The sequence below is a fragment of the Pseudomonas subflava genome (genome assembly GCF_023823685.1).
Classification (GTDB): Bacteria; Pseudomonadota; Gammaproteobacteria; order Pseudomonadales; family Pseudomonadaceae; genus Aquipseudomonas; species Aquipseudomonas subflava.
Genome location: NZ_JAMXBF010000001.1, coordinates 486,310 through 512,687 on the forward strand (window position 1 = coordinate 486,310; position 26,378 = coordinate 512,687).

Consider the following 26,378-nt stretch of genomic DNA (forward strand, 5'->3'; position numbering starts at 1 on the left):
GCGTATCCAACAAGAACATCAAGGAATTCCCATGCCCGTCTTCACCCATATCGACTTCGACCACCACGAGCAGGTGGTCTTCGGCCACGACCAGGCCAGCGGCCTCAAGGCCATCATCGCCGTCCACGACACCACCCTCGGCCCGGCCCTGGGCGGCTGCCGCATGTGGAACTACGCCAGCGACGAGGAGGCCCTGCGCGACGTGCTGCGCCTGTCCCGCGGCATGACCTACAAATCCGCCCTGGCGCGCCTGCCACTGGGCGGCGGCAAGGCGGTGATCATCGGCGACCCGCGCAGCGGCAAGAGCGAAGCGCTGTTCCAGGCCATGGGCGATTTCGTCGACAGCCTCGGCGGGCGCTACATCACCGCCGCCGACTCCGGCACCGGCGTGGCCGAGATGCAGATCATGGCCGAGCGTACCCGCCACGTGGCGGGCGCCGGCCAGCGCGAGGCGTTCGGCGGCGGCACCCGCGATGGCGATCCGTCGCCGTCCACCGCCTATGGCGTGTTCGTCGGCATTCGCTCGGCCGTGCGCCATCGCCTCGGTCGCAACGATCTCAACGGTCTCAAGGTGGCCATCCAGGGCGTCGGGCAGGTCGGCTTCGGCCTGGCCAAGCATCTGAAGGACGCCGGCGCCGAGCTGTGGGTGACCGACATCTTCGAGGCCAACCAGCGCCGCGCCGTCGAGCAATTGGGTGCCCGGGCCGTGGACCAGCACGAGATCTTCGGTCTCGATGTCGATGTGTTCGCGCCCTGCGCCCTGGGCGCCATCATCAATCCGCAGACCCTCGAGGCGCTGCGCGCGCCGATCATCGCCGGCGCCGCCAACAACCAGCTGGCCAGCCCGGAGCTGGCCGAGGCGCTGCGCCGCCGCGGCTGCCTGTACGCGCCGGACTACGCGATCAACGCCGGCGGCATCATCGACGTGTGTTACGAGCGCACCGGCGGCAGCGCGGCCGAGCTGAAGGCGCATATCGAAGGCATCGAAACCACCCTGGAGGAGATCTTCGAGCGTGCGACCCAGGAAGGCGCGACCACCACCGCTATCGCCGACCGCATGGCCCGGGAGCGCCTGGGCCGCTAAGCGCCGACATTGCCACAGGCCGGGGCTTCACTCCCTCTCCCGTTCACGGGAGAGGGTCGGGGAGAGGGTGGCTTTTTGCTCGTCTCCCGCCCCGCCAGTTCCCGCCCCGCCTGCCGGCCGCCGGCCCGGCGGGTGTATACTCCCCGCGCCCCGGAGCCCACGGCCCGCGGGCCTCGCCCGCCGGATCACAAGTCCGGCGGCATATTTTCCAGACAGGTGAACCCATGCCTCGCACTTGCCTCTCCCTCCGCTCGATCTGGAGCGCTCGCTGATGTCCGAGCAGTTGCACACCGGCCCGCTCAAGCGCGGCCTGAAGAACCGCCATATCCAGCTGATCGCCCTCGGCGGCGCCATCGGCACCGGCCTGTTCCTCGGCTCCGCCGGGGTGATGCAGAGTGCCGGCCCTTCGATGATCCTGGGTTACGCCATCGGCGGTTTCATCGCCTTCCTGATCATGCGCCAGCTTGGCGAGATGATCGTCGAGGAGCCGGTCGCCGGCTCCTTCAGTCACTTCGCCCATAGCTACTGGGGCCCGTTCGCCGGCTTCCTGTCCGGCTGGAACTACTGGGTGCTCTACGTGCTGGTGGGCATGGCCGAACTGACGGCCGTGGGCAAATACGTGCAGTACTGGTGGCCGGAGATCCCAACCTGGGCCACGGCGCTGGCCTTCTTCGTGCTGATCAACCTGATCAACCTGGTCAACGTGAAGGCCTTCGGCGAGACCGAGTTCTGGTTCGCCATCATCAAGGTGGTGGCGATCATCGGCATGATCCTGCTCGGTGGCTACCTGCTGTTCAGCGGTGCGGGCGGCGAGCAGGCCAGCGTCAGCAACCTGTGGAGCCATGGCGGCTTTTTCCCCAACGGCGTGTCCGGGCTGGTGATGATGATGGCCATCATCATGTTCAGCTTCGGCGGCCTGGAACTTGTAGGCATCACCGCCGCCGAGGCCGATCAGCCGAAGACGGTGATCCCCAAGGCGATCAACCAGGTGGTCTGGCGCATCCTGATCTTCTACATCGGCGCGCTGACCATACTTCTGTCGCTGCACCCCTGGGACGATCTGGTGAAGACCCTGAACTCGGGCGGCGACGCCTACGCCAGCAGCCCGTTCGTGCAGATCTTCTCGCTGATCGGCGAGGGCACCGCTGCCCACGTGCTCAACTTCGTGGTGCTGACCGCGGCGCTGTCGGTCTACAACAGCGGCGTGTACTGCAACAGCCGCATGCTCTACGGCCTGGCCGAGCAGGGCGACGCGCCCAGGGCGCTGATGAAGGTCAACGCGCGTGGCGTGCCGGTGCTGGCCATCGCCCTGTCGGCGGCGGTGACGCTGCTCTGCGTGGTGGTCAACTACGTGGTGCCGCAGAGCGCGCTGGAGCTGCTGATGTCGCTGGTGGTTGCCGCCCTGGTGATCAACTGGGCGATGATCAGCCTGGCGCACCTGAAGTTCCGCAAGGCCATGATGGCCAAGGGTGTGCAGCCGAGCTTCAAGGCCTTCTGGTTCCCCTTCGCCAACTACCTGTGCCTGGCGTTCGTGCTGTTCATCCTCGGGGTGATGCTGATGATCCCGGGCATTCAGGTGTCGGTGTACGCCATCCCGGTGTGGCTGGCGTTCATCTGGGTCTGCTACCGCGCCAAGTTGGCGATCGGGGCGAGGTCGCTGGCCAGCCAGGGCTGATCCCGACAGGTGCGCCGTGCGCACCGCCGGGGCTGCGTGCGGGTGCAGTTGGTGGGCTGCCGCTTTGCGGCGAGACCACCCTACGAGGGCGGCGTGCCGGCTGGGCATTGAGCGTTCGGGGGAGGCCCGTTCTGGCGGGCTTGCGACGTAGGGTGCGCCGCGCGCACCGCCAGGGCTGCGTGCGGCCGTATTTGGTGGGCTGCCGCTTTGCGGCGAGACCACCCTACGAGGGCGGCGTGCCGGCTGGGCATTGAGCGTTCGGGGGAGGCCCGTTCTGGCGGGCTTGCGACGTAGGGTGCGCCGCGCGCACCGCCAGGGCTGCGTGCGGCCGTATTTGGTGGGCTGCCGCTTTGCGGCGAGACCACCCTCCGAGGGCGGCGTGTCTGCTGGGCGTTGAGGGTTCTGGGTCGCCCATTGTGGTTGGCTCGCGGCGAGGCATCGACGTAGGGTGCGCCGAGCGCACCGCCAGGGCTGCGTGCGGCCGTAGTTGGTGGGCTGCCGCTTTGCGGCGAGACCACCCTCCGAGGGCGGCGTGTCTGCTGGGCGTTGAGCGTTCGGGGACGCCCATTGTGGTTGGCTCGCGGCGAGGCATCGACGTAGGGTGCGCCGTGCGCACCGCCGGGGCTGCGTGCGAGCGTATTTGGTGGGCTGCCGCTTTGCGGCGAGACCACCCTACGAGGGCGGCGTGGCGGCTGGGCGTTGAGCGTTCGGGGACGCCCCTTGGGGTTGGCTCGCGGCGAGGCATCGACGTAGGGTGCGCCGTGCGCACCGCCGGGGCTGCGTGCGGGCGTAGTTGGTGGGCTGCCGCTTTGCGGCGAGACCACCCTACGAGGGCGGCGTGTCTGCTGGGCGTTGAGCGTTCGGGCGAGGCCCGTTGTGGCGGGCTACGCGGAGGGGCATTCGACGTAGGGTGCGCCGTGCGCTCCGCCGGGGCTGCGTGCGGGTGCGGTTGGTGGGCTGCCGCTTTGCGGCGAGACCACCCTACGAGGGTGACGTGCCGGCTGGGCGTTGAGCGTTCGAGGGAGGTCCGTTGTGGCGGGCTCTGCGGCGAGGCATCCGGCGTAGGGTGCGCCGTGCGCACCGCCGGGGCTGCGTGCGGGCGTATTTGGTGGGCTGCCGCTTTGCGGCGAGGCCGCCCTGCGCTGGCTGCTTGGAGGGCGCGGGTCAGGTCTGGAACTGCAGCACCGAACTCTGCATGCTGCGCGCGACCTTGTCCAGGTGCCGCGCGGCGGCGGCCAGTTCGTCCACGGTCTGGCTGTTCTGCTGCGACATGCGGGCGATCTGCTCGACGCGCTGGGCCACCTCGCCGGAGGCCTTGCTCTGCTCGCCGATGGTGTGGGAAATCTCCTCCACCACCTCGGCCGCCCGCTGGGCGCCGCCGCGAATCTCGCTGATCGACTCGCCGGCCTGGCGCGCCAGGTGCACGCCGTCGTTCACCTGCGTTACCCCGGCCTGCATGCTGTTCACCGCCTGCGTCGTGCTGCTGCGAATGCGTTCGATCATGCCGGTGATCTCCTGGGTCGACTGCGCCGTGCGCGCCGCCAGGTTGCGCACCTCGTCGGCGACCACGGCGAAGCCGCGGCCGGCCTCGCCGGCACGCGCCGCCTCGATGGCGGCGTTGAGCGCCAGCAGGTTCGTCTGCTCGGCGATGCCGTTGATCACCTGGATGATCGAGTGGATTTCCTCGGACGACTGGCCCAGCGCGGTGATGGTGGTGGACGACTCGTTGACCGCCTCGGCGATGCGGCTCATGCCGTCGACCACGCCGAGAATCACCTGACCGCCGTCGCTGGCCAGCCGCTCGGACTGGGATGAAATGGTCTGCGCGTTGCGTGCGTGCTCGGCGATCTGCGCGATGTTGAGGATCATCTGCTCCATGGCCGCGGCCATGCTGGTGGCATTGTCCGACTCCTCGTGAGCGCTGTGGACGATGCTCTGCGAGGCGCCGCTGAGGTTCTGCGCGGTGTCCTGCAGCTGTTCGCTATCGCGGCGAATGGTCTCGATCATCTGCTTGAGGTTGTTCTGCATGTCGGCCAGCGACTGCTGCAGCTGGCCGGCTTCGTCGTTGCTGTCGACCTGGATGATGCTGCGCAGGTTGCCCTGGGCGATGGCGCGGGCCACGGCAACAGTCTTGCCGAGCGGACGAAGCACGGCCTTCATCAGGTGGCCAGTAAGCAGGGCGAGCAGCAGGCAGACCAGCAGGATGCCGCCGACCAGCAGCCAGGCGGCGTTGCGCGTGGCCGCCTGGCTCTCGGCACGTACCTGGGCGGCGTGCTGTTCGATCAGCTCGCTCAAGGCCTCGTTCTTCGCTTCCAGTTCGGAAAAGCTCTGCTCGAACGCCGGCATCTCGCCGCGTGCGCGCTGCGGGTCGCCCAGGGCCAGGCCGACGATGCGCTCGGCCTGGGCGATGTAGGCGTTGAGCGCCGGTTGCGACTGGCCGATGGCGCTGCGGATTTCCTCGCTCAGCGGCAGCTCGGCGTTGGCCGCCATGGTGCGCTGGAACCACTGGCTGTGTTCGCGCAGGTCGGCCCGGACCTGCTCGGCCGCCGCCGTGTCGCCCGGCTGGGCATAGAAGGCGGCCAGCACGTCGGCGCGCAGGGCGTCGTGCATCATGTCGCCTTCCAGGTGGTTGCGCAGGGCACTGACGCTCAGCTCGCTGTCCGCGAGCACCTCGCTCAGGCGCATCTGCCCCCAGAAGCCGACGCCGCCGAGCAGGGTGGCGGCGACCACGCTGATGGCGCCGCAGGCGATCATTTTCTGGCGGATGTTCATGCTGCTGTCTCCGAGGGCCGACTGTTCGTCAAGCCTAGTTCAGAGGCGGCAGCGCGCGAGGCTCAGGGCTTTTCCTGCAGCGCCCTGGACCAGGCCAGCAGCGCTATCGGCTGGCGCTCGTCCCAGATGCGCCGCCAGAGCACCTGCAACTGTTCGGCGCCGCCGCGGCTGAAGGGCAGACGGTCCACCCAGGGCAGCGGCTGCCACTGGCCGTCGCTCCGCTCGGCCATGACGAAGCGGAAGGGGTGGTAGCCGGTCATGCCCAGGCGCAGGTCGGTGACGATCAGTTGGTCGCCGACCTGGTCGTAGCGCAGCACGCCGTGGGTGAACCATTCCAGGCGCTGGTGCTGCGGCGAGTCGCGCAGCCGTTCGGCCAGCTCGGTGCCACGCGGGATGCGCTCGAGCCGCGGCGGGCGCTCGTCGAACCAGCTGACCAATGCCTCGTGGTAGTCGGCGCCGTCCACCACCGTCACCCGCCACAGCAGGCTGTTGAACGGCGTCGGCGTGCTGAACAGCACGTCGGACTGGATGCCGCGCTCGGCCAGCACATCCTGTACGCGCTGTTCGGCCATCCACTTGCCGGCCAGGGTGCTGGCCAGGTACACGCTGGACAGGCACAGCGCCGAGATCGCCAGCCACTGCGGGCGGTCACGCAGGCCGCGGACCAGGCCGACCACCACCGCCACCAGCAGCGGCACGGTGTACAGCGGGTCGATGATGAAGATCGACGACCAGGCGATCGGCGGCGTCTGCAGCGGCCAGAACAGCTGGGTGCCGTAGCTGGTGAAGGCATCGAGCAGCGGGTGGGTGATCAACACCAGCCACACGGCGAAGAACAGCCGTCGCCCCGAGTAGCCCGGATCGGGCCGCAGCCAGCGCGCCAGCAGGGTGATCGCCACCGCCAGCAGGCTGAGCACCAGCAGTGAGTGGCTGAAGCCGCGATGGTAGGTCATGTCGGCCACGGCGTCGCCGTAATCGATCACCACGTCGAGGTCGGGCAGGGTGCCGAGCATGGCGCCGTAGAGCAGCGCGCGGCGGCCCTGCCAGCGGCCGAGCAGGGCGCCCTGAATGCTGGCGCCGAGTACCGCCTGGGTGAGTGAATCCATGATGCGTCCTTGAGAAAGCCAGGCGGCTACGTTAGCGCCGGTGCGGTATGGGCGGCAGCCCGGAATTCCGACGAAAGATTTCAACCGCCTGCGGGGTTACAGTGTCGCAATAGCAAAGCCTGAGGAGCCGACCCATGCATCCCCGCGTTCTCGAAGTCACCGAGCGCCTGATCGAGCGCAGCCGCGCCACCCGCGCGCGCTACCTGGCGATGATCGCCGCGGCCGCCGACCAGGGCCCGCAGCGCGGCAAGCTGCAGTGCGCCAACTTCGCCCACGGCGTGGCCGGCTGCAGCGGCGCGGACAAGCAGACCCTGCGCCTGCCGGACGCGGCCAATGTGGCCATCGTCACCGCCTACAACGACATGCTCTCGGCGCACCAGCCCTACGAGGATTACCCGCAGCGGATCAAGGCGGCGCTGCACGAGGTCGGCTCGGTCGGCCAGGTGGCCGGCGGTGTGCCGGCCATGTGCGACGGCGTGACCCAGGGCGAGCCGGGCATGGAGATCGGCATCGCCAGCCGCGAGACCATCGCCATGAGCACCGCCGTGGCGCTGTCGCACAACATGTTCGACGCCGCGCTGTGCCTGGGCATCTGCGACAAGATCGTCCCCGGCCTGCTGGTCGGGGCCCTGCGCTTCGGCCACCTGCCGACGATCTTCGTGCCGGCCGGGCCGATGCCCTCGGGCCTCTCCAACAAGGAAAAGGCCGAGGTGCGCGAGCGCTACGCCGAGGGCAAGGCCAGCCGCGAGGAACTGCTTGCCTCGGAAATGGCCGCCTACCACAGCCCCGGCACCTGCACCTTCTACGGCACGGCCAACACCAACCAGATGCTGATGGAGGTGATGGGCCTGCACCTGCCCGGCGCCTCCTTCGTCAACCCCGGCACGCCGCTGCGCGACGCCCTGACCCGCGAGGCGGCGCAGCAGGTGGTGCGCCTGACCCGCCAGGGTGGCCAGTACCTACCGTTGGGGCGGATCGTCGACGAGCGCTGCCTGATCAATTCGGTGGTGGCGCTGCACGCCACCGGTGGCTCGACCAACCACACCCTGCACCTGCCCGCGATCGCCCAGGCCGCCGGTATCCAGCTGACCTGGCAGGACATGGCCGATCTCTCCGAGGTGGTGCCGACCCTGGCCCACGTCTATCCCAACGGCAAGGCCGACATCAATCACTTCCACGCCGCCGGCGGCACCGCGCTGCTGATCCGCGAGCTGCTCGGCGCCGGCCTGCTGCACACCGACGTCAACACCGTCGCCGGTCCTGGCCTGCTGCGTTACGCCCAGGAGCCCTTCGTCGACGACGGCCGCCTGGTGTGGCGCGAGGGCACCAGCGCCAGCCTCGACGAAAACATCCTGCGCCCGGCGGCGCAGCCGTTCTCGCCCGAGGGCGGGCTGCGCCTGCTCGACGGCAACCTCGGCCGCGGGGTGATGAAGCTTTCCGCCGTGGCGCCCGAGCGCCATGTGGTGGAGGCGCCGGCGCGGGTGTTCCAGGATCAGCAGGCCTTCGCCGACGCCTTCCAGGCCGGCGAGCTGGACCGCGACTTCGTCGCCGTCATGCGCTTCCAGGGGCCGCGCTGCAACGGCATGCCGGAGCTGCACAAACTCACGCCGTTCCTCGGCGTGCTGCAGGACCGCGGCTACAAGGTGGCGCTGGTCACCGACGGGCGCATGTCCGGCGCCTCCGGCAAGGTGCCGGCGGCCATCCACGTGTGCCCGGAAGCCTTCGACGGCGGTCCGCTGGCACGGGTGCGCGACGGCGACCTGATCTGCGTGGACGGCCGCAGCGGCGAGCTCAACGTGCGGGTGGACGCCGGCGAATTCGCCGTGCGCGAAGCGGTGGCGCCGCCGCCGGCGGAGATCGGCTGCGGCCGCGAGCTGTTCGCCTTCATGCGTGCCAGCTTCAGCTCGGCGGAAGAGGGCGCCAGTGCCTTCATCGCCAATCTGAGGACGCTGCAATGAGCGACGTCGCCGACCTGATCCTGCCGGACGGTGTGCTGGGCCACACCCACGCCGATGCCGCGGCCATGGCCGAGGCCTTGGCGGAGCAGGTGGCCGAGGCGCTGCGCGGCGCCGTGGCCGAGCGGGGCCGGGCGCTGCTAGTGGTGTCCGGCGGGCGCAGCCCGGTGCCGTTCTTCGAGCGGCTTTCGCGTGAAGACCTGCCCTGGGCCAAGGTCCAGGTGAGCCTGGCCGACGAGCGCTGGGTGCCGCCGAGCCATGCCGACAGCAACGAGGCGCTGGCGCGCCGTCACCTGCTGCAGGGGCCTGCGGCCCAGGCGACGATGCTCGGCCTGTATCGGGCGGCGGAGGATCTGGACGAGGCGGCACGGCTGGCCGAGCAGGCCCTGGCCGGGCTGCCGGCCATCGACGTGCTGGTGCTGGGCATGGGCGACGACGGCCACACCGCCTCGCTGTTTCCCGACAGCCCGAATCTGACCGCCGCGCTCGACGCCGGCTGCCCGCGCCGGGTGTTGCCGATGCAGGCGCCGAGCGAGCCCCGCCAGCGCCTGACCCTGACGCTGCCGGCGCTGGCCGGGGCGCACCTGGCGCTGCTGGCGATCCAGGGGGCCGGCAAGCTGGCTACGCTGAACCAGGCCCTGCGGCCGGGGCCCGCCAGCGAATTGCCGATCCGCGCATTCCTGCAGGCGCCGCTGCAGGTGCATTGGTCGCCGTAACGGCGCGAGGTGCGTGCGAGGGAGGCGGTGTGCACGGCGCACCCTACGATCTGCGCCGTGACCTTTCTGTGCAGGCACAATCTGCGGCGGCGGCGAAAATTTTTTCGCGGGCCTGTCGATTTGCCGAAACGCCAATCGACCAAGGGACAGAACCCCCTGTCGGGGTTCATCGATCAGCCCGGGTCGCCCTTCGGCGAGCCCACCACGACGAGGAGAAGGACGATGCGATTCATGGTGATAGTCAAGGCCACGGCCGATTCGGAAGCCGGCGTGATGCCCAGCGAGGAACTGCTGGCGGCCATGGGCAAGTACAACGAGGAACTGGTGGCCGCCGGCATCATGAAGGCCGGCGAGGGCCTGCACCCGAGCAGCAAGGGCGTGCGCGTGCGTTTCTCCGGGGCCGACCGCAGCGTGATCGACGGGCCCTTCGCCGAAACCAAGGAGCTGATCGCCGGCTTCTGGCTGTGGGAAGTCGGCTCGCTGGAAGAGTGCATCGAGTGGGTCAAGCGCTGCCCCAACCCGATGCCGGGCGAGTCGGATATCGAGATCCGCCAGGTGTTCGAGGCCGAGGACTTCGGCGAGGAATTCACCCCCGAGCTGCGCGAGCAGGAAGAACGCCTGCGCGCCCGCCTGGCCAACGAATAAGGAGAGACGCGATGAACATCCATGCCTACCTGATCTTCGACGGCAACTGTGCCGAGGCCTTCCGCTTCTACCAGCAGGTGCTCGGCGGGGAGCTGCAGGTGATGACCTTCGGCGACAGCCCGGCCTGCGGCGATGTGGCGCCGGAGCACCGCGACCACACCATGCACGCCTGCCTGTGCGTCGGCGACCAGCTGCTGATGGCCTCCGACTGCATGCCGGGCGATGACCACGAGGGCGTCAAGGGCTGCCACATGTCGATCCAGGCCGACGACATGGCCCACGCCGAGCGCCTGTATCGGGAGCTCGGCGCCCAGGGCTCGGTGCAGATGGAGCTGCAGAGGACCTTCTGGGCCGAGGGCTTCGCCATGCTCACCGACCGCTTCGGCGTGCCGTGGATGATCAACTACAGCGGCGACTGCCAGCCCCCGGCCTGAGCCTCAGACGGCCCGCTGCAGCGCCTCGGTGGTTTCCCGGTCGAACTGCTCGCGCAGGCATGCCTGCGCCTCGTTCATCGGTGGGCTGGGATTGGTTAGCGCGTGTGCGGCAGGTCCGCCGAGGCATGCGGGGGGGGGCGTATCTCGGTTCTGCCGCGACGCCAGCGAACTCCGACGGCACCGGCACGTTTACTCTCGTGCATGTCCTCAATCGCGCCGAGTTCTTTGGTGGCCGGTCGAGGCCCGCGGAGCGGATGACCCTTATGATGTCGGCTAGCGCACGGCATGCGCTGGCCTTCTCGAAGGGCAGGCCACGGAGAAAGCTGCAGGGCCGGCAATGCGCGCCGGGGTATGCTGGGCGGATTTTTTCGAGGCCGTTTTTCATGCTGGTGATTTCCAACAGCGTCCACCTACCCGATAGCGAGGTCGAGCTGACCGCCATACGCGCCCAGGGTGCCGGCGGGCAGAACGTCAACAAGGTCTCCAGCGCCGTGCACCTGCGCTTCGACAGCCAGGCCTCGTCGCTGCCGCCGTTCTACAAGGAGCGCCTGCTGCAGCTGCGCGACAGCCGCATCACCGAAGACGGTGTGGTGATCATCAAGGCCCAGCAGTACCGCACCCAGGAGCAGAACCGCGCCGACGCCCTGGAACGCCTGGCCGAGCTGATCCGCAGCGCCGGCAAGACCGAGAAGGCGCGCCGCCCGACCAAGCCGACCCTAGGCTCGAAGAAGCGCCGCCTGGAGGGCAAGTCCAAGCGCGGCGCGATCAAGGCCGGACGCGGCAAGGTGGATTACTGAGGCCACGACTTCGCCGTCCCATGCTCCGAGCCAGCGCCGGATACCACATGGCGGGCTGCCGCTGCGCGGCGAGGCCGCCCTACGGGGTGAGCGGGTGGTTGCGGCGTTATGGCCGGCGTCGGGCTCGTAGGGTGGTCTCGGAGCGAAGCGACAGCCCACCGACCGTGGCACTCCGGAGTCTCCCTTGGCGGGCTGCCGCTACGCGGCGAGGCCGCCCTACGGGAGTGGCGGGTGGTTGCGGCGTTATGGCTGGCGTCGGGCTCGTAGGGTGGTCTCGGAGCGTAGCGACAGCCCACCGACCGTGGCGCACCGGGCTTCCTTGGCGGGCTGCCGCTGCGCGGCAAGGCCGCCCTACGGGTGGGCGGGTGTGGCGGGTGGTTGCGGCGTCATGGCCGGCGTCGGGCTCCGTAGGGTGGTCTCGGAGCGCAGCGACAGCCCACCGACGGTGGCGTACGGGACTTCACTTGGCAGGCTGCCGCTTGCGCGGCGAGGCCGCCCTACGGTGTGACAGCCCTTCGGCGTCGTCAGGCGCGGACCCAGCGTTGGCGGGTCCAGCCGCTCAGGGCATCTACCGCGAACACCAGCACCAGCATGGCCAGGATCACCGTGCTGGCCTGGGCTTCCTGGAACAGGCTGAGGCTGACGTAGAGCATCTGCCCCAGGCCGCCAGCGCCGACGAAGCCGAGCACGCTGGCCATGCGGATATTGTTTTCCCAACGGTACAGCGTATAGGCCAGCAACTGCGGCCACAGGTTGGGCAGGGTGCCGTAGCAGAAGGCCGCGAGCTGGCTGCCGCCCTGCAGGCGAATCGCTTCGGCCGGCGCCGTGGGGGTGTTCTCCAGCGCCTCGGCGAACAATCTGCCGAGTACACCCGCCGTGTGCAGCGCCAGGGCCAGGGTGCCGGCGTTGGGGCCGAGGCCGGCGGCCAGCACCATCAGCGCCGCCCATACCAACTCGGGAATTGCCCGCAGGCCGTTGAGCAGCAGGCGCACCAGGCTCTGGGCGAGACCGCCGAAGCGTCCGGCCGCGGGCAGCGCCAGGAGCAGGCCGAGCAGGGCGGCGAGCAGGGTGCCGAGGGCCGACATGGCCAGGGTCTCCAGGGCGCCACGGCCGATGGCCAACAGGTGCCCGCCGCTCAGGTCCGGCTGCAGGAAGCGCGCGGCGTAATCGGCCATGTGCCGCAGGTTGTCCGTCTGCCCCAGTGCGGCCAGGTCCAGGCCCAGGTAGGCGAAAGAAGCGATCACCGCGACGAGCATTGCCAGCAGCAGCGCGAGGTTGACCAGCCGGTTCATGCCAGCCTCCCGCGCAGCACGCGGCTCAGCGCGTCGGCCAGCAGCACCAGGAGCAGGAAGGTCAGCAGCATGCTGGCCACCTCGCCGCCGGCGAACATGCGCAGCGACAGGTCGATCTGCTGGCCCAGGCCGCCGGCGCCGACGAAGCCCATGACCACCGAGGCGCGGATCGCGCATTCCCAGCGGTACACGGTGTAGGAGGTCAGCTCGGCGGCGGCATTCGGCAGCAGGCCGTAGACGAAGGCGGCGAGCCGGCCGCTGCCGCCCTGCAGCAGGGCGTGCATGGGGCGCTGATCGACCGACTCGAGGATTTCCGCGTAGACCTTGCCGAGCATGCCGGCGTAGGTGATGGCGATGGCCAGCACCCCGGCGGTGGGGCCGAGGCCGACGGCGCGGACGAACAACAGCGCCCAGACGATCTCCGGCACGCTGCGCAGGAAGATCAGCAGTCCGCGTACTGGCCAGCGCAAAGCCTGGCCGAACGCACTCGGGCGGCCGCCCCGTGAGGCCGCCGACAGCGACAGGGCGCGGCTAGCGGCCAGGCCGGCGGGGATCGCCACCAGCAGCGCCAGGGCCATGCCGGCGGTGGCGATGGCCAGGGTCTGCAGGGTGGCCTGCAGTAGCAGGTCGAGGAAGTCCGGCGTGTGCGCCGGCGGCCAGAAGCCCGCGACGAAACGGCCCATCTCGCTCCGGCTGTCGGCGGCCAGCAGCACGCCCGGGTTCAGCTCGGCGAGCTGGATGCCCGGCCACAGCAACGCCACAGCCAGCACCGTCAGCAACAGGCGGGGCAGGGCGGCGGGGTCGCGATTATCCCGGCTCAGCATGGCGCAGCCCCGGCGCGGTTACGGTTCCCGGTGGGAGCGGCTGAACGACACTCCGCCATAGCCGCGAGGTTTTTGCGATTGCTCCCGTCGCGGCCGAAGCCGCTCTCGCCCATCTCGGCTCTGCCCGAGGAGCGGCGGCCCTCGCCGCGATTCAGACAGCGCGATAGCGGCGCGGCCAAGGCTGGTTCTGCAGGCGACTTTCGCGGCATGGGGCTCAGCATCGCGGAATCTGCAGGGTCAGCGTCACCGCCGGCGCCTGTGGCGACACCAGCTGCTCGTTGGCGTAGAGGGCGTCGAGCAGCTCCCGGGTGACTTCATTCGCCGGACAATCGAAGGCGATGCGGCCCTCGCGCACGCCGACGATGCGCGGGAAGTGCGCCAGCGCCAGGTCCACCGCGTGCAGGCTGGCGACCAGGGTCACGCCACGCGCCTCGGCATGCCGGCAGAGCACGCTCAGGGTGTGGTCGGCGAGCACCGGGTCCATGGCCGATACCGGCTCGTCGGCCAGCAGCAGCTCGGGGTCCTGGTACAGCGCGCGGGCGATGCCGACGCGCTGCAGCTGGCCGCCGGAGAGTTGCTGGCACTGGGCGAACAGCTTGTCGGCCAGGTCCAGACGTGCCAGCACGTCGCGGGCGCCGGGGATATCGACCGGATGCAGCAGGTTGAACAGGCTCTTGCCCAGGCCCCACTGGCCGAGCTTGCCGGCCAGCACGGCGGTGACCACCCGTTGCCGCGGTGGCAGCGGCGGCGCCTGGTGGATCAGGCCGATGCGGGCGCGCAGCTGCTGGCGGGCGCGAGCGGAGAGCTGCCAGGGGTTCTCCCCCAGCAGCTCGACGCTGCCGCCGCCGGGTTGCAGGGCGCTGGCCAGCAAGGCGAGCAGGCTGGACTTGCCGGCGCCGGACGGGCCGATGACGGCGACCCGCTCGCCGGCCGCGATAGCCAGGTCCACGCCGCGCAGGGCGTGGACGCCATTGGCGTGCTGCAGGTCGGCGCCGGTCAGGCGCAGGCTCATTTCAGCAGGTCGGCGGCGCGGGCGGCGTCCTCGATGCCCTTGTAGTTTTCCGGTTTGGTCTCGATGAAGCGGCTGGCGGCCTGCAGGTCGAGGATCGCCTTGTGCTCCGGGTTGGCCGGGTCGAGGGCGAGGAAGGCCTGCTTGATCTTCTCGGTCAGCGCCGGGTCGAGAGTGCCACGCACGGTCCAGTTGTAGTCGTAGTAGGCCGGAGTGGTGGCGAAGACCTTGACCTTGCTGGTGTCGACCTTGCCGGCGGCGACCAGCTTGTCCCACACGCTGGCGTTGAGCACGCCGGCTTCGACCTTGCCGGCCTGCACCCAGGCGGCGGTGGCGTCGTGGGCGCCGGAGTAGCCGATACGGCTGAAGTAGCTCTCCGGCTTGATGCCGTCCTTGAGCATGAAGTAGCGCGGCATCAGGCTGCCGGAGGTGGAGGAGATGGAGCCGAAGGCGAAGGTCTTGCCCTTGAGGTCGGCCAGCGACTTCACCTCCGGGTTGGCGGTGATGAATTTGCTGGTGAACTGGGCGTCCTGCTCGCGCTGCACCAGCGGGATGGCGTTGCCGGTCTTCAGGTGCACCTGAACGAAGGTGAAGCCGCCGAGCCAGGCCAGGTCCAGGCGGTCGGTGGCCAGGGCCTCGACCACCGCCGGGTAGTCGGCGACCGGGACGAACTCGACCTTCATGCCCAGCTGTTTTTCCAGGTAGGCGCCCAGTGGTTTGAACTTGCGCAGCAGCTCGGTGGGAGCCTCGTCGGGGATGGCGCTGACTTTCAGCACGTCGGCGGCCTGGGCCAGGGTGGCGGACAGGGACAGGGCAAAACCGGCGGCGAGCGCCAGGGTACGCTTGAACATAAGGATTCTCCGGTTCAATAGCGGAAAAGGCTTGTTGGGACGGCTGCGCGACAGAATGGCGGCGTTGCGTGGTGCTCGCAGATCGCCTGGGCGTGGCCCGGGGTGCCTGCTACGTGGCCCTTCGGTCGCTCGCGAGTCCCCTGAAGGGTTCGTCGAAAGCGGCGCGATTATAGAGAGCGATTGCCGATTGGTCAGCTTTGCTAGAATCCGCCGCCTGTTTTTTGCATTTGCCGAGAGAGTTCGATGAGCGAGCCGATCCGCCTGACCCAGTACAGCCACGGCGCTGGCTGCGGCTGCAAGATTTCCCCCAAGGTGCTGGAAGTGATACTCGCCGGCAGTGGCGCGCAGAATCTCGACCCGAAGCTGTGGGTCGGCAACGCCTCCAAGGACGATGCGGCGGTCTACGCGCTGGACGAGGAGCGCGGGGTGGTCTCCACCACCGACTTCTTCATGCCCATCGTCGATGATCCGTTCGACTTCGGCCGCATCGCCGCCACCAACGCCATCAGCGACATCTACGCCATGGGCGGCGACCCGCTGATGGCCATCGCCATCCTCGGCTGGCCGGTCAACCTGCTGCCGCCGGAAGTGGCCCGCGAGGTGATCCGCGGCGGCCGCACCGTGTGCGACGCCGCCGGCATTCCGCTGGCCGGCGGCCATTCGATCGACGCGCCGGAGCCGATCTTCGGCCTGGCCGTGACTGGCGTGGTCGAGAAGAAGCACATGAAGCGCAACGACACCGCCAGCGCCGGCTGCCAGCTGTACCTGACCAAGCCGCTGGGCATCGGCATCCTCACCACTGCCGAGAAGAAGGCCAAGCTGCGCGAGCAGGACGTGGGCCTGGCGCGTGACTGGATGTGCACCCTGAACAAGCCGGGCGCGCGCTTCGGCAAGCTGGCCGGCGTGAAGGCGATGACCGACGTCACCGGCTTCGGCCTGCTCGGCCATCTGGTGGAGATGGCCGATGGCGCGGGTCTCACCGCCCAGCTGGAGTACGCCGCCGTGCCGCGCCTGCCGGGCGTCGAGCACTACCTGGCCGAGGGTTGCGTGCCCGGCGGCACCCTGCGCAACTTCGACAGCTACGGCGAGAAGATCGCGCCGATCTCCGAGGCGCAGCGCGACCTGCTGTGCGACCCGCAGACCAGTGGCGGCCTGCTGGTGGCCGTGGCGCCGGAGGGCGAGGCCGAGTTCCTCGCCGTGGCCGCCGAGCTGGGCCTGGACCTGGCGCCCATCGGCCGACTGGTCTCGCGACAGAGCCACGCGGTAGAGGTGCTGTGATGCGCGACAACACCGCCGACTACCGCGAGATCTTCCTGGGCGACCTGCCGATGATGGACATGCGCGCCCCGGTCGAATTCACCAAGGGCGCCTTCCCGCACACCGTCAGCCTGCCGCTGATGACCGACATCGAGCGGCAGAAGGTCGGCACCTGCTACAAGCAGCACGGCCAGCAGGCGGCCATCGAGCTGGGCCACCAGCTGGTCGCCGGCAAGGTCAAGGCCGAGCGCGTCGAGGCCTGGGCGGCCTTCGCCAAGGCCAACCCGAATGGCTACCTGTACTGCTTCCGCGGCGGCCTGCGCTCGCAGATCGTCCAGCAGTGGCTGAAGGACGCCGGCATCGATTACCCGCGGGTGATCGGCGGCTACAAGGCCATGCGTACCTTCCTGATCGAGACCCTGGACAGCGCCGTGGCCGAGTGCGACTTTGTCATCGTCGGCGGCATGACCGGCACCGGCAAGACCGAGGTGGTCGCGGCCCTGGACAACAGCGTCGACCTCGAAGGCCACGCCAACCACCGCGGCTCCAGCTTCGGCAAACGCGCCACCGGGCAACCGGCGCAGATCGACTTCGAAAACCGCCTGGCCATCGACCTGCTCAAGCGCCGCGCCCGCGGCCAGCAGCAGTTCGTGCTGGAGGACGAGAGCCGTCTGATCGGCACCTGCTCGCTGCCGCTGTCCTTGCACCACGGCATGCAGCAGTACCCGCTGGTGTGGCTGGAGGACAGCGTCGAGGGCCGCGTCGAGCGCATCCTCAAGGACTACGTGATCGACCTGGCCGCCGAATTCCTCGCCGTGCATGGCGAGGAGCAGGGCTTCGCGCTGTTCGCCGCGCGCCTGCTGCAGAGCATGGACAATATCCAGAAACGCCTGGGCGGCGAGCGCCACGCGCGGCTGCGCGGCATTCTCCAGCAGGCGCTGGAAGAGCAGGGCAGCAGCGGCGCGGTGGACCTGCACCGCGGCTGGATCGAGGGCCTGCTGAGCGAGTACTACGATCCCATGTACGCCTACCAGCGCGAGAGCAAGGCCTCGCGCATCGAATTCGCCGGCGAGCAGGATGCGGTGCTGGCCTACCTGCGCGAACGCGCGCAACGGAGAAGCTGATGAGCCTGAAAGACCACCCCGACGCGCTGGACTGCACCCTCTACCGTCCGGACGAGAACGACCCGGATGCCGAGGAAGCAGAGCTCGGCGACGGTCATGTGCTGTTCGAGGGCGCCTTCGAGGCGCCGGCCGAATGGGACGCCGTCGAACGCGAGGACTACTTCGACGGCAGCGACCCGGCGCTGTTCTTCAACGCCCGCATCGAAAGCCCGGCCAAGGCCGACAGCAACGATTTCTTCATCGCCGAGCCCGGTGACTACGTGGCGGTGATGCGCGGGATGACGGTGGAGATGTACTACGTCTACGACCGCGCCGACGCCAGCTATGTGCTGATCCGCGACGACCAGCTGGATTGACGGAGGCTTCCCTCTCCCCACCGGAAAGACCACTCCCGAATCCGGTGCATTCTTAACCCGGATGCAATCCGGGGCTGGCATGGCCCTGAGCGCATTTCCGCTCATTCCCGTCACGCTGGCGAGGTATTGGTGTAGCGGTAAGACCCGCTGGTGCGCATGGCGCACCCTACGCGGAGTCGACGCGACGTAGGGTGCGCCATGCGCACCGATAGCATCCGCACGGTGCGGACCATCCCCTCTCCCCAGCTCGTAGCCCGGATGCAATCCGGGGTTTGCATGGTCCTGAGCGCATTTCCCGGATTTCATCTGGGCTACGGCCCGGAGGTATTCCCTCTCCCCACCGGGGAGAGGGTTAGGGATAGGGGAGGTCAATCCGAAGCCGGTACATGCTCGTAGCCCGGATTCAATCCGGGGCTTGCATGGTCCTGAGCGCATTCCCGGATTTCATCCGGGCTACGGGCTGCGCGCACCGTCGGTGTGGCGATATGGCCAGAGGCATTCTTCGCTCGTTCCCGCCACGCTGGCGAGGCATTGGTGTAGCGGTAAGGCCCGCTGGTGCGCATGGCGCACCCTACGCGGAGTCGACGCGACGTAGGGTGCGCCATGCGCACCGATAGCATCCGCACGGTGCAGACCGTCCCCTCTCCCCAGCGGGGAGAGGGTTAGGGAGAGGGACTGCCCCCACGAAGGAACCGAGTGACCTCAAGCCTCGCACACCCTGGCGATGGCGCCGGCCAGATAGTCCAGGCGCTCCTCGCTCATCCCCGCCACGCTGGCGCGGCCGCTGCCGACCATGTAGACGCTGAACTCGTCGCGCAGCCGCGCCACCTGTTCCGGCGTCAGCCCGGTGTAGGAGAACATGCCGCGCTGCGCCGCCACGTGGGCGAAGCGCTCGGCCAGACCGTGCGGGCGCAGGGCCTCGACCAGGCCGCGGCGCAGGTCGGCCACGCGCTGGCGCATGGTGTCCACCTCGCCGGCCCACAGGGTCTTCAACTCGGCATTGCCGAGAATCTCCGCCACCACCGCGGCGCCGTGGGACGGTGGGGTGGACCACAGGTTGCGGGCCAGCGAGGCCAGCTGGCTGCGCAGGTCGATCAGCTTGTCGTGGTGGCTCGCCCGCACGATCAGCGCGCCGGTGCGTTCGCGGTACAGGCCGAAGTTCTTCGAGCAGGAGCTGGTGATCAGCAGCTCCGGCAGCTCGGCGGCGAACAGGCGCACGGCCCAGGCGTCTTCCTCCAGACCGTCGCCGAAACCCTGGTAGGCGAAGTCGATCAGCGGCAGCAGCTCGCGCGAGCGCACCACTTCCAGCACGCGTTTCCAGTCGCGCGGGGTGAGGTCGAAACCGGTGGGGTTGTGGCAGCAGGCATGCAGCAGCACCACGTCGCCGGCCGGCACACGCTGCAGGGCGTCGAGCATGGCATCGACGTCCAGGCGATTGTCGGCGCCGACATAGGGGTAATGCTCGACGCGCAGGCCGCAGGCGGCGAACAGCGTCTCGTGGATCGGCCAGGTTGGGTTGCTCAGCCAGATGCCGCGGCCCGGCAGGTGGCGCGCGATGAACTCGCCGGCCAGGCGCAGGGCGCCGGTACCGCCGGGGGCCTGGGTGGCGCCGACCAACTGATCGGCGAGCAGCGCGTTGCCGCTGCCGAAGGTCAGCTGCAACAGGCGCTCGCCGAACTCCACGGCGCCGTGGCCGCCGATATAGGTCTTGGTGGTCTCGCTCTCCAGCAGGCGCTGGGCTGCCAGCTTCACGGCACGGGGAATGGGCGTCAGCCCGGTGGCGTCCTTGTACACGCCCACGCCGAGGTCCAGCTTGGCCGGGTTGGTGTCGATGCGGTAGGCGTCGAGGAGGCCGAGGATGGGGTCGCCCGGCACCCGGTCGATGGCGGCGAAATGGCTCACTTGCGGCCTTCGGCGCTGGCGGCCAGCACGTCGGTACGCGCGGCCATGATGAAGTCGTTGCGGTGCAGGCCCTTCATTTCGTGGCTCCACCAGGTGACGGTGACCTTGCCCCATTCGGTGAGCAGCGCCGGGTGGTGGCCGACTTCCTCGGCGATGGCGCCCACCGCGTTGGTGAAGGCCAGGGCGTGGCGGAAGTTCCTGAACAGGTAGACGCGCTCCAGCTCCATGTGGCCGTCGCGGGTTTCGATGTTCCAGTCCGGGATCTCGCGGATCAGCGTGGCCAGCTCCTCGTCCGAGACGTGGGGCGCATCGGCGCGGCAGGCTTCGCATTGGGCTTGGGCGAGGGACATTCGGGTCTCCAGGGTGAGAGTGCTTAAGGGTAGAGATGAAAAGCGGGGTCGGGTTCCGCCGGATCAGGCGGCCTTGGGCGGAAACTTCGGTGCGTGCAGGCCGAGCGCCGTGGCCTGGTGCACCAGGCCCATGATGTCTTCGTGGGCCAGCTGGAACAGGCGCTTGAGGTCCGGCAGCACGAAATACAGCGGCTGCAGGATGTCGATGCGGTAAGGGGTGCGCATCGCATCCAGCGGGTCGAAGGCCTGGTGCTCCGGCTCGTCGGACAGGCAGTACACCGTCTCCTTCGGCGAGGAGAGGATGCCGCCGCCGTAGATGCGCCGACCCTGCGGCGTGTCGACCAGGCCGAACTCGATGGTCATCCAGTACAGCCGCGCCAGGTACACGCGCTGCTCCTTGGTCGCGGCCAGGCCGAGCTTGCCGTAGGTGTGAGTGAATTCGGCGAACCAGGGATTGGTCAGCAGCGGGCAGTGGCCGAAGATCTCGTGGAAGATGTCCGGCTCCTGCAGGTAATCCAGCTCCTGCGGAGTGCGGATGAAGGTCGCGACCGGGAAGCGCTTGCTGGCCAGCAGCTCGAAGAAGGTCTGGAAGGGGATCAGCGCCGGCACCTGGGCCACGCTCCAGCCGGTGGTGGCGCCGAGCACTTTGTTGATCTCGCCCAGCTGGGGGATGCGGTCCGTGGGCAGGGCGAGCTGTTCGATGCCGTCGAAGTATTCCTGGCAGGCGCGGCCCTTGAGCACTTTCATCTGCCGGGTGATCAGGGTGTTCCACACCTGATGCTCGGTGTCCGAGTAGTGGATGAAACCCGCTTCGTCGGGTTGCCGGGCCACGTATTGCGTCATCGAATCGCCTCCTCGTCTGCGGGCGGGCCGCGGAGTGTTGTTGTGTTGACCCATAGGTACCGCGAAAGCGCGGCGCTTACAGCGGGGGTGGGCGAGGGCGAGGCGGTCCGCTGTTCGGGACTTTCGTAAAGAAACAGTGACAAAAGCCGCCGGGCTGCGATTGTTCGCGTTGTCGGCACGGCGATCTGTCACATATTCTTGACGGAAATCGACGGCCGCCATGCAGAAAATCAGGCCGCGACCCACTCACAACAACGAATCAGGGTCGAATCACCGTGCGAATCAAGGTCCATTGCCAGAACCGCGTCGGCATCCTGCGCGACATCCTCGAACTGCTGGTCGACTACGGCATCAATGTCGCCCGCGGCGAAGTCGGCGGCGAGCAGGGCAACGCCATCTACCTGCACTGCCCCAATCTCATCAACCTGCAGTTCCAGGCCCTGCGGCCCAAGCTGGAGTCCATCGCCGGGGTGTTCGGGGTCAAGCGCGTCGGCCTGATGCCCAGCGAGCGCCGCCACCTGGAGCTCAACGCGCTGCTCGGAGCCTTGGACTTCCCGGTGCTGTCCATCGACATGGGCGGCTCCATCGTCGCCGCCAACCGCAGCGCCGCCCAGCTGCTCGGCGTGCGGGTGGACGAGGTGCCGGGCATGGCGCTGTCGCGCTATATCGAAGACTTCGACCTGCCCGAGCTGGTGCGCGCCAACAAGTCGCGGGTCAACGGTCTGCGGGTCAAGGTGAAGGGCGACGTGTTCCTCGCCGACATCGCGCCGCTGCAGTCCGAGCACGACGAGAGCGAGGCGCTGGCCGGCGCCGTACTCACCCTGCACCGCGCCGACCGGGTCGGCGAGCGCATCTACAACGTGCGCAAGCACGAGCTGCGCGGCTTCGACTCGATCTTCCAGAGCTCCAGGGTGATGGCCGCGGTGGTGCGTGAGGCGCGGCGCATGGCGCCGCTGGATGCGCCGCTGCTGATCGAGGGCGAGACCGGCACCGGCAAGGAGCTGCTGGCGCGCGCCTGCCACCTGGCCAGCCCGCGCGGCCAGGCGCCGTTCATGGCGCTCAATTGCGCGGGATTGCCAGAGTCCATGGCCGAGACCGAACTGTTCGGCTACGGCCCCGGCGCCTTCGAGGGCGCGCGGCCGGAAGGCAAGCTCGGCCTGCTGGAATTGACCGCCGGTGGCACGCTGTTTCTCGATGGCGTCGGCGAGATGAGCCCGCGCCTGCAGGCCAAGCTGCTGCGTTTTTTGCAGGACGGTTGCTTCCGCCGGGTGGGCAGCGACGAGGAGGTGTACCTAGACGTGCGGGTGATCTGCGCCACCCAGGTCGACCTGTCCGAGCTGTGCGCCAAGGGCGAATTCCGCCAGGACCTGTACCACCGCTTGAACGTGCTGAGCCTGCACATTCCGCCGCTGCGCGAGTGTCTGGATGGCCTCGGTCCGCTGGTGGAGCACTTCCTCGATTCGGCCAGCCGGCAGATCGGCTGCCCGCTGCCCAAGCTGGCGCCCCAGGCCTTCGAGCGCATGGCCCATTACCACTGGCCGGGCAACGTGCGTCAGCTGGAGAACGTGCTGTTCCAGGCCGTTTCGCTGTGCGACGGCGGCACGGTCAAGGCCGAGCACATCCGCCTGCCGGACTACGGCGCGCCCCAGCCGCTGGGCGAGTTCTCCACCGAGGGCGATCTGGACACCATCCTCGGTCGCTTCGAGCGCGCGGTGCTGGAGCGCCTGTACGCCGACCACCCGAGCAGCCGCCAGCTGGGCAAGCGCCTGGGGGTGTCGCACACCACCATCGCCAACAAGCTGCGCCAGCACGGCTTGGGCAAGGAACAGGGCGGCGACTAAGACCAAGGTGTAATGGCAGGCGCGGCGGGACATCGCCAGACTGGCCCCATCCGGCTCCTGCGATACCCGGATGCGTTTCTGACATTCCTCCCCGGAATGAAGTTGGCGGCGGCCCCGATGGGTCGCCTTTTTTTTGCCCGGCGAATGGGGCTGGACCACCCGGATGACCGCCGCGGACCGCTCCTGGTCATGGCCGCGCGAGGCCCGGTGCACGCGCTCGCGACCATGGTCGTAGAGCGGTAAGACCATGGTCGAATGGCCCCACTCCGGGTCGGGGGATACAAAAGGCGGCATACAAAAACAACGCCCGCCGAGGTACCCAAATGACCGCTGCTTCCCTCTACCCCGTCCGCCCCGAGGTGGCCGCCAACACGCTGACCGACGAAGCCACCTACAAGGCGATGTATCAGCAGTCGGTGATCAACCCGGACGGCTTCTGGCGCGAGCAGGCCAAGCGCATCGACTGGATCAAGCCCTTCACCAAGGTGAAGCAGACCTCGTTCGACGACCACCATGTCGACATCAAGTGGTTCGCCGACGGCACCCTCAACGTCTCGGCCAACTGCCTGGACCGTCACCTCGAAGAGCGCGGCGATCAGCTGGCAATCATCTGGGAAGGCGACGATCCCTCCGAGCACAAGGAAATCACCTACCGCGAGCTGCACGAGCAGGTCTGCAAGTTCGCCAACGCCCTGCGTGGCCAGGACGTGCACCGCGGCGACGTGGTGACCATCTACATGCCGATGATCCCCGAGGCCGTGGTGGCCATGCTGGCCTGCGCGCGCATCGGCGCCATCCACTCCGTGGTGTTCGGCGGCTTCTCGCCGGAGGCCCTGGCCGGACGCATCATCGACTGCCAGTCCAAGGTCGTGATCACCGCTGACGAGGGCCTGCGCGGCGGCAAGAAGATCCCGCTGAAAGCCAACGTCGACGACGCCCTGACCAACCCCGAGACCCGCAGCATCCAGAAGGTCATCGTGGTCAAGCGCACCGGTTCCGACATCAAGTGGAACCAGCACCGCGACATCTGGTTCGAGGACCTGATGAAGGTGGCCGGCAGCGTCTGCGCGCCGAAGGAGATGGGCGCCGAGGAAGCGCTGTTTATCCTCTATACGTCGGGTAGTACCGGTAAGCCCAAGGGAGTGCTGCACACCACCGGCGGCTACCTGGTGTACGCCGCGCTGACCCACGAGCGGGTGTTCGACTACAAGCCGGGCGAAGTCTACTGGTGCACCGCTGACGTGGGCTGGGTCACCGGCCACAGCTACATCGTCTACGGCCCGCTGGCCAACGGCGCCACCACCCTGCTGTTCGAGGGCGTGCCGAACTACCCGGACGTGACCCGCGTCGCCAAGATCATCGACAAGCACAAGGTCAATATCCTCTACACCGCGCCGACCGCCATTCGCGCCATGATGGCCGAGGGCAGGGCCGCCGTGGAGGGCGCCGATGGCTCCAGCCTGCGCCTGCTCGGCTCGGTGGGCGAGCCCATCAACCCGGAAGCCTGGCACTGGTACCACGAGAACGTCGGCCGCGAGCGCTGCCCGATCGTCGATACCTGGTGGCAGACCGAGACCGGCGGCGTACTGATCAGTCCGCTGCCGGGCGCCACCGCGCTCAAACCCGGCTCGGCGACCCGTCCGTTCTTCGGCGTGCAGCCGGCGCTGGTAGACAACCTGGGCAACCTGATCGAGGGGCCGGCCGAAGGCAACCTGGTGATCATCGACTCCTGGCCGGGCCAGGCGCGCAGCCTGTACGGCGATCACGACCGCTTCGTCGACACCTACTTCAAGACCTTCAAGGGCATGTATTTCACCGGCGACGGCGCCCGTCGCGATGAAGACGGCTACTGGTGGATCACCGGCCGCGTCGACGACGTGCTCAACGTCTCCGGCCATCGTATGGGCACCGCCGAGATCGAGAGCGCCATGGTCGCCCACCCGAAAGTCGCCGAGGCCGCCGTGGTCGGCGTGCCACACGACATCAAGGGGCAGGGCATCTATGTGTACGTGACCCTGAATGCGGGCGAGGAGCCTTCCGAGCAGCTGCGTCAGGAACTGAAGAACTGGGTGCGCAAGGAGATCGGCCCGATCGCCTCGCCCGACGTCATCCAGTGGGCTCCGGGACTGCCGAAGACCCGCTCGGGCAAGATCATGCGCCGCATCCTGCGCAAGATCGCCACCGCCGAATACGATGCCCTCGGCGACATCTCCACGCTGGCCGACCCCGGCGTGGTGCAACACCTCATCGACACCCATCGCACCATGCAGGCCGCCTGACCCGGCGCACCCGCGGACATGCACGACCCCGGCCACGAGCCGGGGTTTTTATTGGCGTGGCGGTAACGCGGCGCACCGAAACGGGGCGCGCGGGAACACCTTGCGCCCATGCGCAGAGCTCGCGAAAAATGCCCTTAGTGCTGCAGGCCGCGCTATCCGCAGGGTGCTGGGGAAGTGGCGTGGTTATTGCCTGAGTAACCGGTTGAGCTTTTATGTCCCGCTGGTCACGTTTCGGCTGACCTGTCAATACAGACCCCGCGTCCGTCCAGTGCTTCTGTAATTTGTTGTCGCTTTGAAGAAATATCGACCTACCCCCTGTCGATAGAATGCCGCCCACTTGGCCGACCCGCTCGCGCCGCGTTCGGCGGCAGCAAAGCCGGTGACACTTTCTACAATTCACCATGGCCATGGCGACCCCCCGTTCTGCCCATCGCTGTACCCATTCGAAGGAGCACAAGATGAAGAAGATCGTCCTGCTCGGCGCCCTGGCGCTGACCGCATTCAGTGCGCTGGTTCAGGCAGAAGACAAACCCCTGCGCATCGGTATCGAAGCGGCCTACCCGCCCTTCGCCTACAAGACCCCGGACGGCAACATCACCGGCTTCGACTACGACATCGGCAACGCGCTGTGCGAGGAGATGAAGGTCAAGTGCCAGTGGATCGAGCAGGAGTTCGACGGCCTGATTCCGGCCCTCAAGGTGCGCAAGTTCGACGCGGTGCTGTCGTCCATGTCCATCACCGAAGAGCGCAAGCGCTCCGTGGACTTCACCGGCAAGTACTACGCCACCCCGGCGCGTCTGGCGATGAAGGCCGGCACCGAGTACAGCGATGTGGCCGGCCTCAAGGGCAAGAAGATCGGCGTGCAGCGCTCGTCCGTGTATGACCGTTACGCCACCGACGTCTTCGCCCCGGCGGGTGCCGAGATCGTGCGCTACGGCTCGCAGAACGAAGTTTTCCTGGACCTGGCCTCCGGTCGCCTGGACGGCACCCTGGCCGATGTCGTCAACATCGACGACGGCTTCCTCAAGACCGACGCCGGCAAGGGCTTTGCCCTGGTAGGTCCGGACTTCACCGACGAGAAGTACTTCGGCGAAGGCCAGGGCATCGCCGTGCGCAAGGGCGACAAGGCCCTGGCCGACAAGATCAGCGCCGCTATCCTGGCGATCCGCGCCAACGGCAAGTACCAGGAAGTGCAGGACAAGTACTTCCAGTTCAACGTCTACGGCAAATAACGCCGCTGCGCCCATCCTTCCCGGGTCGGGGAGG

22 protein-coding genes and 1 pseudogene are annotated in these 26,378 nt (G+C 68.3%); 13 read left to right on the forward strand and 10 right to left on the reverse strand.

Annotated elements, in window-relative coordinates:
* The first annotated feature begins 31 nt into the window (after window positions 1-31).
* The gene (locus NF616_RS02295; protein ID WP_252271429.1) at window positions 32-1,084 is read left to right on the forward strand and encodes a Glu/Leu/Phe/Val family dehydrogenase; all 1,053 of its coding nucleotides are present in this window, start codon (window positions 32-34) and stop codon (window positions 1,082-1,084) included.
* 271 nt (window positions 1,085-1,355) lie between these two features.
* The gene (locus tag NF616_RS02300; protein WP_434091844.1) at window positions 1,356-2,759 is read left to right on the forward strand and encodes an amino acid permease; all 1,404 of its coding nucleotides are present in this window, start codon (window positions 1,356-1,358) and stop codon (window positions 2,757-2,759) included.
* Window positions 2,760-3,923: 1,164 nt separating this feature from the next.
* Here the strand turns inward: NF616_RS02300 and NF616_RS21305 are convergent.
* From NF616_RS21305 to NF616_RS02310, 3 genes and pseudogenes are all read right to left on the reverse strand, one after another.
* Window positions 3,924-4,787, reverse strand: a complete 864-nt coding sequence (locus NF616_RS21305; protein ID WP_434091849.1) for a methyl-accepting chemotaxis protein — start codon at window positions 4,785-4,787, stop codon at window positions 3,924-3,926.
* A pseudogene (locus tag NF616_RS21310) lies at window positions 4,779-5,531 on the reverse strand (HAMP domain-containing protein); the annotation flags it as partial. The pseudogene NF616_RS21310 and the gene NF616_RS21305, both read right to left, overlap by 9 nt.
* Window positions 5,532-5,593: 62 nt before the next feature.
* Complete coding sequence (locus NF616_RS02310) at window positions 5,594-6,637, reverse strand: metal-dependent hydrolase (RefSeq protein ID WP_252271431.1); 1,044 nt, start codon at window positions 6,635-6,637, stop codon at window positions 5,594-5,596.
* A 134-nt stretch (window positions 6,638-6,771) separates the two neighbouring features.
* Between NF616_RS02310 and edd the strand changes: the two genes are divergently transcribed.
* From edd to arfB, 5 genes are all read left to right on the forward strand, one after another.
* The gene (gene edd / locus NF616_RS02315) at window positions 6,772-8,595 is read left to right on the forward strand and encodes a phosphogluconate dehydratase (RefSeq protein ID WP_252271432.1); all 1,824 of its coding nucleotides are present in this window, start codon (window positions 6,772-6,774) and stop codon (window positions 8,593-8,595) included.
* Window positions 8,592-9,308, forward strand: coding sequence for a 6-phosphogluconolactonase (gene pgl, locus NF616_RS02320; protein WP_252271433.1), 717 nt, complete (start codon window positions 8,592-8,594; stop codon window positions 9,306-9,308). The genes edd and pgl overlap by 4 nt, the downstream gene beginning before the upstream one ends.
* A 222-nt stretch (window positions 9,309-9,530) precedes the next feature.
* On the forward strand, window positions 9,531-9,953 hold the full coding sequence (locus NF616_RS02325; protein WP_252271434.1) for a YciI family protein: 423 nt from the start codon (window positions 9,531-9,533) through the stop codon (window positions 9,951-9,953).
* Between the two features lie 11 nt (window positions 9,954-9,964).
* Window positions 9,965-10,387 (forward strand): VOC family protein, encoded by a 423-nt coding sequence (locus tag NF616_RS02330; protein ID WP_252271435.1) that lies wholly within the window; start codon window positions 9,965-9,967, stop codon window positions 10,385-10,387.
* Between the two features lie 383 nt (window positions 10,388-10,770).
* Window positions 10,771-11,184 carry an alternative ribosome rescue aminoacyl-tRNA hydrolase ArfB gene (gene arfB, locus NF616_RS02335; protein WP_252271436.1) on the forward strand — a complete coding sequence of 138 codons (414 nt, stop codon included), beginning with the start codon at window positions 10,771-10,773 and terminating at the stop codon, window positions 11,182-11,184.
* Window positions 11,185-11,708: 524 nt separating this feature from the next.
* On the opposite strand, the gene phnE is transcribed toward arfB, so the two are convergent.
* From phnE to NF616_RS02355, 4 genes are all read right to left on the reverse strand, one after another.
* Window positions 11,709-12,476, reverse strand: a complete 768-nt coding sequence (phnE, locus tag NF616_RS02340; RefSeq protein ID WP_252271437.1) for a phosphonate ABC transporter, permease protein PhnE — start codon at window positions 12,474-12,476, stop codon at window positions 11,709-11,711.
* Window positions 12,473-13,300 carry a PhnE/PtxC family ABC transporter permease gene (locus NF616_RS02345; RefSeq protein WP_252271438.1) on the reverse strand — a complete coding sequence of 276 codons (828 nt, stop codon included), beginning with the start codon at window positions 13,298-13,300 and terminating at the stop codon, window positions 12,473-12,475. The genes phnE and NF616_RS02345 overlap by 4 nt, the downstream gene beginning before the upstream one ends.
* Window positions 13,301-13,514: 214 nt before the next feature.
* On the reverse strand, window positions 13,515-14,312 hold the full coding sequence (locus tag NF616_RS02350) for a phosphonate ABC transporter ATP-binding protein (protein WP_252271439.1): 798 nt from the start codon (window positions 14,310-14,312) through the stop codon (window positions 13,515-13,517).
* The gene (locus NF616_RS02355) at window positions 14,309-15,160 is read right to left on the reverse strand and encodes a putative selenate ABC transporter substrate-binding protein (protein ID WP_252271440.1); all 852 of its coding nucleotides are present in this window, start codon (window positions 15,158-15,160) and stop codon (window positions 14,309-14,311) included. Before NF616_RS02355 ends, NF616_RS02350 begins: the two co-directional genes overlap by 4 nt.
* Before the next feature lie 243 nt (window positions 15,161-15,403).
* Between NF616_RS02355 and selD the strand changes: the two genes are divergently transcribed.
* From selD to NF616_RS02370, 3 genes are read left to right on the forward strand one after another with little or no spacing between them, the layout of a single operon-like run.
* The gene (gene selD, locus NF616_RS02360) at window positions 15,404-16,438 is read left to right on the forward strand and encodes a selenide, water dikinase SelD (protein WP_252271441.1); all 1,035 of its coding nucleotides are present in this window, start codon (window positions 15,404-15,406) and stop codon (window positions 16,436-16,438) included.
* Complete coding sequence (gene mnmH, locus NF616_RS02365; RefSeq protein ID WP_252271442.1) at window positions 16,438-17,541, forward strand: tRNA 2-selenouridine(34) synthase MnmH; 1,104 nt, start codon at window positions 16,438-16,440, stop codon at window positions 17,539-17,541. The genes selD and mnmH overlap by 1 nt, the downstream gene beginning before the upstream one ends.
* A complete protein-coding gene (locus NF616_RS02370) occupies window positions 17,541-17,897 on the forward strand; it encodes a hypothetical protein (RefSeq protein WP_252271443.1) in 357 nt (118 codons plus the stop codon). Before mnmH ends, NF616_RS02370 begins: the two co-directional genes overlap by 1 nt.
* A 702-nt stretch (window positions 17,898-18,599) precedes the next feature.
* Here NF616_RS02370 and NF616_RS02375 read toward each other — a convergent pair.
* From NF616_RS02375 to phhA, 3 genes are all read right to left on the reverse strand, one after another.
* Complete coding sequence (locus NF616_RS02375; RefSeq protein WP_252271444.1) at window positions 18,600-19,799, reverse strand: amino acid aminotransferase; 1,200 nt, start codon at window positions 19,797-19,799, stop codon at window positions 18,600-18,602.
* The gene (locus NF616_RS02380; RefSeq protein WP_252271445.1) at window positions 19,796-20,149 is read right to left on the reverse strand and encodes a 4a-hydroxytetrahydrobiopterin dehydratase; all 354 of its coding nucleotides are present in this window, start codon (window positions 20,147-20,149) and stop codon (window positions 19,796-19,798) included. The genes NF616_RS02375 and NF616_RS02380 overlap by 4 nt, the downstream gene beginning before the upstream one ends.
* Window positions 20,150-20,212: 63 nt before the next feature.
* Complete coding sequence (phhA, locus tag NF616_RS02385) at window positions 20,213-20,992, reverse strand: phenylalanine 4-monooxygenase (RefSeq protein ID WP_252271446.1); 780 nt, start codon at window positions 20,990-20,992, stop codon at window positions 20,213-20,215.
* Between the two features lie 275 nt (window positions 20,993-21,267).
* On the opposite strand from phhA, the gene NF616_RS02390 reads away from it, so the two are divergent.
* The 3 genes from NF616_RS02390 to NF616_RS02400 all read left to right on the forward strand — a co-directional run bounded on the left by NF616_RS02390 (window position 21,268) and on the right by NF616_RS02400 (window position 26,344).
* Window positions 21,268-22,833: a sigma-54-dependent transcriptional regulator gene (locus NF616_RS02390; RefSeq protein ID WP_252271447.1), complete on the forward strand. Its 1,566-nt coding sequence runs from the start codon at window positions 21,268-21,270 to the stop codon at window positions 22,831-22,833.
* 323 nt (window positions 22,834-23,156) lie between these two features.
* The gene (gene acs, locus NF616_RS02395) at window positions 23,157-25,112 is read left to right on the forward strand and encodes an acetate--CoA ligase (RefSeq protein WP_252271448.1); all 1,956 of its coding nucleotides are present in this window, start codon (window positions 23,157-23,159) and stop codon (window positions 25,110-25,112) included.
* A 458-nt stretch (window positions 25,113-25,570) separates the two neighbouring features.
* A complete protein-coding gene (locus tag NF616_RS02400; RefSeq protein WP_252271449.1) occupies window positions 25,571-26,344 on the forward strand; it encodes an ABC transporter substrate-binding protein in 774 nt (257 codons plus the stop codon).
* Window positions 26,345-26,378: the final 34 nt, after the last annotated feature.

Coding starts and splice junctions, on each gene's coding strand:
- NF616_RS02300 (WP_434091844.1), top strand. CDS start 1,356: ATGTCCGAGCAGTTGCACACCGGCCCGCTCAAGCGCGGCCTGAAGAAC.
- acs (WP_252271448.1), top strand. CDS start 23,157: ATGACCGCTGCTTCCCTCTACCCCGTCCGCCCCGAGGTGGCCGCCAAC.
- NF616_RS02345 (WP_252271438.1), bottom strand. CDS start 13,300: ATGCTGAGCCGGGATAATCGCGACCCCGCCGCCCTGCCCCGCCTGTTG.
- arfB (WP_252271436.1), top strand. CDS start 10,771: ATGCTGGTGATTTCCAACAGCGTCCACCTACCCGATAGCGAGGTCGAG.
- NF616_RS02330 (WP_252271435.1), top strand. CDS start 9,965: ATGAACATCCATGCCTACCTGATCTTCGACGGCAACTGTGCCGAGGCC.
- NF616_RS02355 (WP_252271440.1), bottom strand. CDS start 15,160: ATGTTCAAGCGTACCCTGGCGCTCGCCGCCGGTTTTGCCCTGTCCCTG.
- phnE (WP_252271437.1), bottom strand. CDS start 12,476: ATGAACCGGCTGGTCAACCTCGCGCTGCTGCTGGCAATGCTCGTCGCG.
- NF616_RS02350 (WP_252271439.1), bottom strand. CDS start 14,312: ATGAGCCTGCGCCTGACCGGCGCCGACCTGCAGCACGCCAATGGCGTC.
- NF616_RS02295 (WP_252271429.1), top strand. CDS start 32: ATGCCCGTCTTCACCCATATCGACTTCGACCACCACGAGCAGGTGGTC.
- NF616_RS02310 (WP_252271431.1), bottom strand. CDS start 6,637: ATGGATTCACTCACCCAGGCGGTACTCGGCGCCAGCATTCAGGGCGCC.
- edd (WP_252271432.1), top strand. CDS start 6,772: ATGCATCCCCGCGTTCTCGAAGTCACCGAGCGCCTGATCGAGCGCAGC.
- mnmH (WP_252271442.1), top strand. CDS start 16,438: ATGCGCGACAACACCGCCGACTACCGCGAGATCTTCCTGGGCGACCTG.
- NF616_RS02370 (WP_252271443.1), top strand. CDS start 17,541: ATGAGCCTGAAAGACCACCCCGACGCGCTGGACTGCACCCTCTACCGT.
- pgl (WP_252271433.1), top strand. CDS start 8,592: ATGAGCGACGTCGCCGACCTGATCCTGCCGGACGGTGTGCTGGGCCAC.
- selD (WP_252271441.1), top strand. CDS start 15,404: ATGAGCGAGCCGATCCGCCTGACCCAGTACAGCCACGGCGCTGGCTGC.
- NF616_RS02325 (WP_252271434.1), top strand. CDS start 9,531: ATGCGATTCATGGTGATAGTCAAGGCCACGGCCGATTCGGAAGCCGGC.
- NF616_RS02400 (WP_252271449.1), top strand. CDS start 25,571: ATGAAGAAGATCGTCCTGCTCGGCGCCCTGGCGCTGACCGCATTCAGT.
- phhA (WP_252271446.1), bottom strand. CDS start 20,992: ATGACGCAATACGTGGCCCGGCAACCCGACGAAGCGGGTTTCATCCAC.
- NF616_RS02380 (WP_252271445.1), bottom strand. CDS start 20,149: ATGTCCCTCGCCCAAGCCCAATGCGAAGCCTGCCGCGCCGATGCGCCC.
- NF616_RS21305 (WP_434091849.1), bottom strand. CDS start 4,787: ATGCAGAACAACCTCAAGCAGATGATCGAGACCATTCGCCGCGATAGC.